The sequence below is a fragment of the Kitasatospora sp. NPDC001540 genome (assembly GCF_042894345.1).
GTDB lineage: Bacteria > Actinomycetota > Actinomycetes > Streptomycetales > Streptomycetaceae > Kitasatospora > Kitasatospora phosalacinea_C.
The window spans coordinates 82,143-91,525 of the sequence record NZ_JBIAVO010000032.1; the positions used below are offsets into that span (position 1 = coordinate 82,143).

Sequence of the window (9,383 nt, forward strand, 5' to 3'; positions counted from 1 at the left end):
TGATCCTGGTTCGCCCGACCACCCGTCACAAGGAGGCAGTTCGGTGTCACCCACGCACACGGCGGTAACCACCCCCGCGGAGCTCGACCCCTGCGGGCGCCACGACCACCCCGACTGCGGCATCCGGGACGTGCTGGACCGGATCGGCGACAAGTGGTCGGTGCTGGTGGTCGTCGAGCTCGCGGGCGGGCCGCGCCGGTTCCGCGAGCTGCAGCGCGCCGTCGAGGGCATCTCGCAGCGGATGCTGACGCTGACCGTCCGCCGGCTCGAACGCGACGGCCTGGTGCGGCGCACCGTGTACCCGACCGTCCCGGCCCGGGTCGACTACCGGCTGACCGACACGGGGGCCGGGCTGACCCACCTGGTGAAGGCGCTGGCCGACTGGTCGCTGGCGCACCGCGGGGCCATCGCCGAGGCCAGGGCGGCGTACGACCTGGAGCACCCGGGCCACGACGTCCGCTGACGGACGGGAGGCCCCCCGCGGCACCGACCGGTGTGCGGGGGGCGGTGGTGCGGCTCCTCAGCTGCGCAGGAACTCGCGGTTGAGGCGGGCGATGCCGCTGAGCGGGATGCCCTTGGGGCAGGCGGTGGCGCACTCGCCGGTGTTGGTGCAGCCGCCGAAGCCCTCCTCGTCCATGGTCTCCACCATGTTCCGCACCCGGGAGGCGCGTTCGGGGGCGCCCTGCGGGAGGACGTTGAGGTGGACGACCTTGGCGGCGGTGAAGAGCATCGCGGATCCGTTGGGGCAGGCGGCGACGCAGGCTCCGCAGCCGATGCACTCGGCGTGCTCGAAGGCGAGGTCGGCGGCCTCCTTGGGGACGGGGGTGGCGTGCGCCTCGGGGGCGGAGCCGGTGGGGGCGGTGACGTAGCCGCCGGAGCCGATGATCCGGTCGAGGGCGGAGCGGTCCACCACCAGGTCGCGGACGACCGGGAAGGCTCCGGCCCGCCAGGGTTCGACGTCGATGGTGTCGCCGTCGCGGAAGTGCCGCATGTGGAGCTGGCAGGTGGTGGTGCGCTCGGGGCCGTGGGCCTGGCCGTTGATGACCATACCGCAGGCGCCGCAGATGCCTTCGCGGCAGTCGTGGTCGAAGGCAACCGGGCGCTCGCCGCGCAGGATCAGCTCCTCGTTGAGGGTGTCGAGCATCTCCAGGAAGGACATGTCCGCGCTGATCCCGGAGACCCGGTACTCGGTCATCTCGCCCGGGGTGTCCGGGCCTTGCTGGCGCCAGATGCGCAGGGTGAGGTTCACGCGTAGCTCCGCTGGGTGGGGTGGACGTGCTCGAAGACGAGCTCTTCCTTGTGCAGGACGGGGGCGGTGCCGGTGCCGGTGAACTCCCAGGCGGCGGCGTAGCCGAACTCCTCGTCGCGGCGGGCGGCCTCGCCGTCGGGGGTGGCGGACTCGGTGCGGAAGTGGCCGCCGCAGGACTCGGCGCGGTGCAGCGCGTCCAGGCACATGAGTTCGGCGAGTTCGAAGTAGTCGACCAGCCGGTTGGCCTTCTCCAGCGCCTGGTTGAGCTCCTCGCCGGTGCCGGGCACCTTGATCCGGCGCCAGAACTCCTCGCGGATCCGTGGGATGCGGGCCAGCGCGCGGCGCAGCCCGGCCTCGTCGCGGGCCATTCCGCACTCCTCCCACAGGAGTTCGCCGAGTTCGCGGTGGAAGGAGTCGGGGGTGCGGTCGCCGTCGACGGCCAGGATCAGGTTCAGCCGGTCGGCGGACTCGGCCTCCACGGCGGCGAGTTCGGGGTGGTCGGCGGGGACGGCGTCCAGCTTGGTGCGGCCCAGGTAGTCGTTGAGGGTGGGCGGCAGCACGAAGTAGCCGTCGGCGAGGCCCTGCATCAGGGCGCTGGCGCCGAGCCGGTTGGCGCCGTGGTCGGAGAAGTTGGCCTCGCCGATCGCGAACAGGCCCGGGATCGTGGTCTGCAGGTCGTAGTCGACCCACAGGCCGCCCATCGTGTAGTGGATCGCCGGGTAGATCCGCATCGGGACGGTGTACGGGTCCTCGGCGGTGATCCGCTCGTACATCTCGAACAGGTTGCCGTACTTGGCCTCGACGGCGTCCCGGCCGAGCCGGGCGATGGCGTCGGCGAAGTCCAGGTAGACGCCCTGGCCGCCGGGGCCGACGCCGCGACCCTCGTCGCAGACCACCTTGGCGGCCCGGGAGGCGATGTCGCGGGGCACCAGGTTGCCGAACGCCGGGTAGATCCGCTCCAGGTAGTAGTCGCGCTCGTCCTCGGGGATCCGCGCGGGCGGGCGGGTGTCGCCCTTGGCCTTGGGGACCCAGATCCGGCCGTCGTTGCGCAGCGACTCGCTCATCAGGGTCAGCTTGGACTGGTGGTCGCCGGAGCGCGGGATGCAGGTCGGGTGGATCTGGGTGAAGCACGGTTGGCGAACAGGGCGCCGCGCCGGTGGGCCCGCCAGATCGCGGTGGCGTTGGAGTTCTTGGCGTTGGTGGAGAGGTAGAAGACGTTGCCGTAGCCGCCGGTGGCGAGCACTACGGCGTCCGCGGTGTGGGAGCGGATCTCGCCGGTGACCAGGTCGCGGGCGACGATGCCGCGGGCCCGGCCGTCGACCACCAGCAGGTCGAGCATCTCGGTGCGCGGGTGCATCTCGACGTTCCCGGCGGCGATCTGCCGCGACAGCGCCTGGTAGGCGCCCAGCAGCAGTTGCTGGCCGGTCTGGCCGCGGGCGTAGAAGGTGCGGGAGACCTGGACGCCGCCGAAGGAGCGGGTGTCGAGCAGGCCGCCGTACTCGCGGGCGAACGGGACGCCCTGGGCCACGCACTGGTCGATGATCTCCACCGAGACCTCGGCCAGGCGGTGCACGTTGGACTCGCGGGCCCGGAAGTCGCCGCCCTTGACGGTGTCGTAGAACAGCCGGCGCACCGAGTCGCCGTCGTTGCGGTAGTTCTTGGCCGCGTTGATGCCGCCCTGCGCGGCGATCGAGTGGGCCCGCCGCGGGGAGTCCTGGAAGCAGAACTGGACGACGTGGTAGCCCTGTTCGGCCAGCGTCGCGCCCGCCGCGCCGCCCGCCAGGCCGGTGCCGACCACGATCACGGTGTGCTTGCGGCGGTTGGCCGGGTTGACCAGCTTGGCCTCGAACCGCCGCCGCTCCCACCGCTGTTCGATCGGCCCGGCCGGGGCGGCGGTGTCGACGACCGGTTCGCCGAGGGTGTAGTCGAGGTAGCTCATTGCCGTGCTCCCGGTGGGGTGTTGGGGGTTCATCGGACCAGGCCGGCCATCACGGCGACCGGCACCGACAGGAACCCGGCGGTCAGCAGCAGCGCCAGCGCGTTCGCCGCGAGCTTCAACGCCCGGTCGCGGCGCGGGTTGTTGACGCCCAGGGTCTGCGCGGCGCTCCAGAACCCGTGCCGCACGTGCAGGCCCAGCGCCAGCATCGCCAGGCAGTAGATCGCGCCCGAGTACCAGGTCGAGAAGGAGGCCACGACGTTCTGGTACGGGTGGCCCTCCTCGGCGGCCGGGTTCACCGTGAGGGTGGTCAGGTCGAGGATGTGCCACACCACGAACAGGCCGAGGATCACCCCGCCCCAGCGCATCGTCCGGGTCGCGTACGTGGCCCGCTGCCGCCGGTGCGCGTACTGCACCGGGCGGGCCCTCAGGTCGCGGCGGGAGAGCTGGTAGGCGGCGGTGCCGTGGGCGAGCACGGCCGCGAGCAGGACCAGCCGGGCCAGCCAGAGGAACCAGCCGTGGTGCAGGAAGGGCTCGCCGATGGTGCGCAGCCAGTGCGCGTAGCCGTTGATGTCGTCCGGGCCGAAGAACACCTTGAGGTTGCCCAGCATGTGGGCGACCAGGTAGGCCAGCATCACCAGGCCGCTGACCGCCATCACCGCCTTCTTGCCGACGGAGCTGCGCCACAGCGACGCCAGGGAGGACGGGTGCCGGCCGGTGGCAGGGGTCCGGGTCGTCCGGTTCGTCCGGGTAGCAGAAGCCATGACCATGACCGTAGGCCGGGCGCGTCGGGGGTGTCCAAGACATGGAAACGCTGGTCACGATAGGCCCCGCCTATGATGGCTGGTGTGCAGTTGCAGCAGCTCGCCTACTTCGTCGCGGTCGCCGACGCCCGGCACTTCACCCGGGCCGCCGAGCTCAGCCACGTCTCGCAGCCCTCGCTCTCCCAGCAGATCCGCTCCCTGGAACGGGAGTTGGGCGCCGAGCTGTTCCACCGCTCGCGCTCCGGGACGACCCTGACCGACGCGGGCGAGGCGCTGCTGCCGCTGGCCCGCCGGATCCTGGCCGACGCCGACAGCGCCCGGCGGGCCGTCGCCGAGACGGTGCAGCTGCGCCGCGGCCGGGTCCGCTTCGGCGCGCCGCCCTCGCTGTGCGCCAGCCTGGTCCCGCAGGTGCTGCGCGCGTACCGGGCCCGGCACCCCGGCGTGGACCTGCGGCTGACCGAGGGCGGCTCGCGCGACCTGGTCCGCGACCTGGAGGCCGGGGAGCTGGACCTCGCCCTGGTGATCACCCCCGGCTCCGCCGCGCCCGCCCCGCTGGCCGTCACCCCGCTGCTGCACGAGGAGCTGGTGCTGGTCTCCGCCGCGCCGCTCCCCCGCCGCCGGGCCCGGATCGCCGACCTGCGCGGCCGCGACCTGGTGATGTTCCGCGAGGGCTACGACGTCCGCGAGACCACCCTGGCCGCCTGCCGGGCGGCCGGGTTCGAGCCCTCGTACGCCGTCGAGGGCGGTGAGATGGACGCCGTGCTGGCCGCCGTCCGGGCCGGGCTGGGCCCCGCGGTCGTCCCCGGCATGGTCGCCGCCAGCGCCGCCCTGCCCAGCACCCCCTTCGCGCCGCCCGGCCTCGGCCGCACCATCGCCCTCGCCCACGGCCGCGACCTGCCGCTCACCCGCGCCGCGGACGCCTTCCGCGGCGCGCTGCTCGCCTACCTGCGCGAGGCCGGGCGCACCGACTCGCTGCCCCCGGGCAGCAGGCTGCTCCCCGCCCCGTGAGGCGGTAGGGGCCGCGCGTAGGGTGGGTGCACGGAACATCGGTACGCATCGGTACGACGAGAGGTGGTCCGGGTGACCGGGAGCGTGGTGGCGGTCAGCAGCAACGGGGAGTACTCCTTCACGAAGCCGAACCGGGAGGGGATCCGGCTGCTGGAAGGCCTCGGGGTCGAGGGGGACGTGCACGCCGGGGTGACGGTGAAGCACCGCTCCCGGGTCGCGCAGGACCCGACGCAGCCGAACCTGCGGCAGGTGCACCTGATGCACGCCGAGCTGTTCGAGGAGCTGGCGCAGGCCGGATTCACCGTCGCGCCCGGGCAGTTGGGCGAGAACGTCACCACCCGCGGAGTGGACCTGCTGGGGCTGCCGGTCGGGACGCTGCTGCACCTCGGGGACGAGGCGGTGGTCGAGGTGACCGGGCTGCGCAACCCGTGCGCGCAGATCGACGGCTTCCGGCCCGGACTGCTCAAGCAGGTGGTGGGGCGGGACGACAGCGGGGCGGTGGTCCGCAGGGCCGGGATCATGGGCGTGGTCCGCTCCGGCGGCGAGATCCGCCCCGGGGACGGCATCACCGTCACGCTGCCGCCCGAGCCGCACCGCCCGCTCGAACGGGTGTGACCGCGGGTGCGCCCCGGGTGTGACCGCTGATGTGACTGCGGGTTGACGCGCCCGGCGGTGCGGTCGTCCGACAAATTCGCTGTCCGACCGCCGGGGTGCCGTGGTAGACCACCGGGGTGCACACCACTGTGGAGTTCCCCGAGGTCCTGCGGCTGATCGAGGAGCGCTCGACCGCGTTCCGGGCCGCGATCGCCTCCGCCCCCGACCTCGACGTCCGGGTGCCGAGCTGCCCCGACTGGACGCTGCGCGAGCTGGCGCAGCACCTCGGCGACGGCCGCCGCCGGCAGGCCGCGGTCGTCGCGGCGGGCCCGGGCGCCGAGCCCCCGGCGCGGACGGACCCGAAGGGCGCCCCGACCGCGCCCCGCGACCGCGCGGAGCTGGACGCCTGGCTCGCCGGGTCGACCGCCCTGATGCTGGACGCGCTGCGCGAGGCCGGGCCGGACCGCGGCTGCTGGACGTGGTGGGGCCGCTCGCAGGCGCCGGAGACCAGCGGGGCGGTGGCCCGGCACCAGGTGCAGGAGCTCGCCGTCCACACCTACGACGTCCAGCTCGCCCTGGGGGCCGCGCAGCCGCTGCCGACGGACATCGCGGTCGAGGGCGTCGACGCGTTCCTGACCACCGTCTCGGCGACGACCGTCCCCTGGCCGTTCGAGCCCGCGACCATCGACCTGCACGCGGCCGAGGGCGGCTCCTGGCGGCTGACCCTCGACGCCCGCGGCGTCCGCTGCGACGGCCTCGCCGCCGACGCGCAGCCGGGCGACCTGGTGGTGCGCGGCCCGGCGAGCGACCTGGTGCTCTACTTCTACGCGCGCCTGCCGTTCGACCGCCTGGAGATCACCGGCGACACCGCGCCGATGGACCGGCTCGCGGAGTGGGACCCGAACGAGTAGGGCGGGCGCGCGCCGCCGTCAGTCCCGCTGACGGGCCAGTTCGGCCCGGCCGCGGACGCCGTACTGGCGGTAGAGGCGGGTGAGGTTGGCCTCGACGGCCTTGACCGAGAGGTGCAGGCGGGCGGCGATCTCGCGGTTGGTGGCGCCGGAGCGGATCAGGGCGAGGATCTGCTGCTGCATGGGGGTGGGCTCGGCTTCGAGGGCGTCGAGGGCCGCGAGCGCGGCGGCGGCGTGCTGCTGCCAGGGGAGGCAGCCCGCGGCGGCGTAGCGGCTGTGGGCCTCCTGGAGGGCGGTGCGGGCGGCGGCGCGGCGGCGGGCGCGGCGTTCGAGGGTGCCGAGGGCGAGGTGGGCGCGGGCCAGTTCGAGCGGGTAGGGGTGGCTGTCGGGGAGGAGGGCGCGCAGGGTGTCGGCGGCGCGGCGGGGGTCGGTGGTGGCGGTGAGGTGGGCCTCGGCGCGGTGCAGGCCGAGGGTGAGGACGTCGCGGCCGAGGCGGGTGGCGCGCTCGCGGGCGTCGGCGAGGGTGGCGGCGGCCTCGTCGGGGCGGCCGGAGAGGGCGAGCGCCTCGGCCAGGTCGGCGTCCACCAGGAAGAACGCGGGGTCGGTGAACTCCATGCGGCGCAGCAGGAGTTGGCACTGGCCCAGGTGTTCGGCGGCGGCCGGGTGGTTGCCCCGCAGGAGTTCGGCGCGGCCGCGCAGGCCGTGGGCGTAGGCGAGCCATTCGCGGTCGTGGTCGTCCTCGGCGGCGCGGATCGCGGAGTCGAGGAGCTGGGCGGCGCGCTCGGCGGTGCCGCCGTTGAGTTCGGCGGCGCCGCCCAGGACGCGGGCCGGGCCGGGGCTGGGTTCGATGCGTTCGCGCAGGTCGTGGGCGGCGCGTCCGGCGGCGTACGCCTCGGTGCAGCGGCCGGCGCGTTCGTAGACGGAGGCGGAGATGTAGAGGACGTTGGCGAGGTCCTCGGTGCGGCCGGAGGCCTCGACCTCGGCGCGCAGGGTCTCGACCTCGGCGACGGCGCGGGGCAGGTCGCCGCTGCGCAGGGCGGCGACGGCGAGTCCTTCGCGGCAGAACACGGCGGCGGCGGTGGGGGGCCGTCCGGCGGCGAGGCGGCAGCCGCGTTCGAGTTGGGCGAGGCCGCGGGCGGGGTCGGTGAGCAGGGTCAACGGGGCGCGCTGGGCGAGGAGTTCGACGAGCAGGTCGGGGTCGTCGGCCTGGTCGGCGTGCTTCTCGGCGATGGCGAGTTCGGCGAGCCCTTCGGCCCGGTCGCCGCGGTGCAGGGCGCGGACGGCGCGTTCCTGGTGGACGGCGGCGGTGAGGCCGGGGTGGCCGCCGGTGTCCTCGGCGGCGGCGGTGAGCAGGGGTTCGGCGCCGGGGTGGTCGGGGCCGAGCAGGCGGGCGAGCAGCAGCCGGGCGTGGACCCGGACGTCGGCGGCGGGGGCGTCGGCGAGGCGTTCGCCGCAGGCGCGGGCGAGGTCGGGCAGGCCCGCGGCGGCGGCGTTGCGGGCGGCGGCGAGCAGGCGGCGTCCGGCGGCGTCCGGGTCGGGGGTGTGGTCGGCGGCGAGGCGGAGCAGTTCGGCGGCGGTGCCGGGGGCGCCGCGGGTGAGGGCGGTGTCGGCGGCGCGGCCGAGCCGGGAGGCGAGGCGGGGGTCGGGGGCGTCGGCGGCGAGGGCCTGGTGGCGGACCTGTTCGACGGGGTCGGCGGTGAGTTCGGCGAGCAGCCGGTGGGCGGCGCGCAGGGCGGCGGGGGTGGCGTCGGCGAGGACGACTTCGGCGACCAGGGGGTGGCTGAACTGCGGTGCGCCGCTCGGGGTCTGCTGGACGATGCCGTGGCGGCGGGCGGCGGCGAGCGGTTCGGTGACGGTGGCGGGCAGCGCGGTGCCGGGCCGGGCGGCGGCCAGGACGGTGAGCGACTGCCGTGCGGCGTCCGGGAGTTCGCCGAGCCGGGCGGAGACCAGGGCGCGCAGCCGGTGCGGGACGTCGAGTGGCCGGTCGGGGTCGGCGGCGAGCGCGCTCTCGCTGCCCCCGGTGGCCAGGGAGCGGCCCAACTCCAGGACGTAGTACGGGTTTCCGCCGCTGACGGTGTGCACGCGGGTGAGGGTGAGGCCGCTCAGCCGCAGGTCGAGGCGTTCGCGCAGCAGCGCGCCGGTGCCGCGTTCGCTGAGCGGGCCGACGGCGATCTCGCGGGCGGCGGGCGGGCAGAGGGCGCCCATCTCGGGTGCGGCGTCGGCGTGTTCGGTGCGTTCGGTGACGGCGAAGCGGACGTGGCGGTCGGTCAGGCGGCGGGCGGCGAAGGCGATGACCTGGCGGCTGGCCTCGTCGAGCCACTGGGTGTCGTCGAGCAGGACGAGCACCGGGCCGCGCTGGGCGAGTCGGCGCAGCGCTTCGAGGACGGCGACCCGGACGGCCAACGGGTCGGTGGGGGCGCCGGGTTGGGGTGCGCGGTGGAGCAGGGCGCACTCCAGGGCGTGGCGCAGGTGGTCGGGCAGGTCCTCGGCGAGGCCGGGGAGGGCCTCGCCGAGGAGGTCGATCAGGGCGAGGTGCGGCAGGTCCGCCTCGGCGGCGGTGGGGCTGCTGCGCAGGACGGCCCAGCCTGCCGGTCCGGCGTCCCGGGCGAGTGCGTCGAGCAGCGCGGTCTTGCCGATGCCGGCCGGTCCGTGCAGCAGCACGCCGCCGGTGGCGGCGAGGGCGGCGCGGATCTCGGCGAGCAGGTGGGCGCGGTCGACGAGTGGGGGCTCGGTCGCTCCCGCCGGGGTGGCGGCGGCTGCGGCCGGGCCGGGGAGGATGCCGGTCATGGCGGTCAGTGTGCCGCCTCGGAACCGGCTGCGGGGGGGGGGGGGGGGGGCACCCCCCCCCCCCCCCCCCCCGGGGAATAACCCAAAAATACCCGCAGTGCGGGGGCGGGGGGGGGGCCCGGCGCCCCGGGGGGGCG

The 9,383-nt window shown here is 75.3% G+C and carries 7 protein-coding genes and 1 pseudogene; 4 read left to right on the forward strand and 4 right to left on the reverse strand.

The features are described 5' to 3' along the window. Positions 1-43 precede the first annotated feature (43 nt). Positions 44-463: a helix-turn-helix domain-containing protein gene (locus ACFY00_RS29595; RefSeq protein WP_285735644.1), complete on the forward strand. Its 420-nt coding sequence runs from the start codon at positions 44-46 to the stop codon at positions 461-463. Positions 464-520: 57 nt separating this feature from the next. On the opposite strand, the gene ACFY00_RS29600 is transcribed toward ACFY00_RS29595, so the two are convergent. The 3 genes and pseudogenes from ACFY00_RS29600 to ACFY00_RS29610 form a co-directional block, all read right to left on the reverse strand. Further along, on the reverse strand, positions 521-1,249 hold the full coding sequence (locus tag ACFY00_RS29600; RefSeq protein WP_388034892.1) for a succinate dehydrogenase/fumarate reductase iron-sulfur subunit: 729 nt from the start codon (positions 1,247-1,249) through the stop codon (positions 521-523). Then, positions 1,246-3,188 (reverse strand): annotated as a pseudogene (locus ACFY00_RS29605) (fumarate reductase/succinate dehydrogenase flavoprotein subunit). The gene ACFY00_RS29600 and the pseudogene ACFY00_RS29605 overlap by 4 nt, the downstream one beginning before the upstream one ends. Before the next feature lie 29 nt (positions 3,189-3,217). Continuing rightward, positions 3,218-3,949 carry a succinate dehydrogenase cytochrome b subunit gene (locus ACFY00_RS29610; protein WP_388034895.1) on the reverse strand — a complete coding sequence of 244 codons (732 nt, stop codon included), beginning with the start codon at positions 3,947-3,949 and terminating at the stop codon, positions 3,218-3,220. 84 nt (positions 3,950-4,033) lie between these two features. On the opposite strand from ACFY00_RS29610, the gene ACFY00_RS29615 reads away from it, so the two are divergent. The 3 genes from ACFY00_RS29615 (at position 4,034) to ACFY00_RS29625 (ending at position 6,462) form a co-directional block, all read left to right on the forward strand. Next, complete coding sequence (locus tag ACFY00_RS29615) at positions 4,034-4,957, forward strand: LysR family transcriptional regulator (protein ID WP_388034898.1); 924 nt, start codon at positions 4,034-4,036, stop codon at positions 4,955-4,957. A gap of 84 nt (positions 4,958-5,041) precedes the next feature. Further along, entirely contained in the window at positions 5,042-5,572 is a 531-nt protein-coding gene (locus tag ACFY00_RS29620; RefSeq protein ID WP_388034915.1) for an MOSC domain-containing protein, read from the forward strand. Between the two features lie 116 nt (positions 5,573-5,688). Continuing rightward, complete coding sequence (locus ACFY00_RS29625) at positions 5,689-6,462, forward strand: maleylpyruvate isomerase family mycothiol-dependent enzyme (protein ID WP_388034901.1); 774 nt, start codon at positions 5,689-5,691, stop codon at positions 6,460-6,462. Between the two features lie 18 nt (positions 6,463-6,480). Here ACFY00_RS29625 and ACFY00_RS29630 read toward each other — a convergent pair whose 3' ends face one another. Continuing rightward, entirely contained in the window at positions 6,481-9,246 is a 2,766-nt protein-coding gene (locus tag ACFY00_RS29630) for an ATP-binding protein (protein WP_388034903.1), read from the reverse strand. Positions 9,247-9,383: the final 137 nt, after the last annotated feature.

Bases quoted from the DNA above. Each gene is read 5' to 3' on its own strand.
- ACFY00_RS29610 (WP_388034895.1), bottom strand. From the start codon at position 3,949: ATGGCTTCTGCTACCCGGACGAACCGGACGACCCGGACCCCTGCCACC.
- ACFY00_RS29630 (WP_388034903.1), bottom strand. From the start codon at position 9,246: ATGACCGGCATCCTCCCCGGCCCGGCCGCAGCCGCCGCCACCCCGGCG.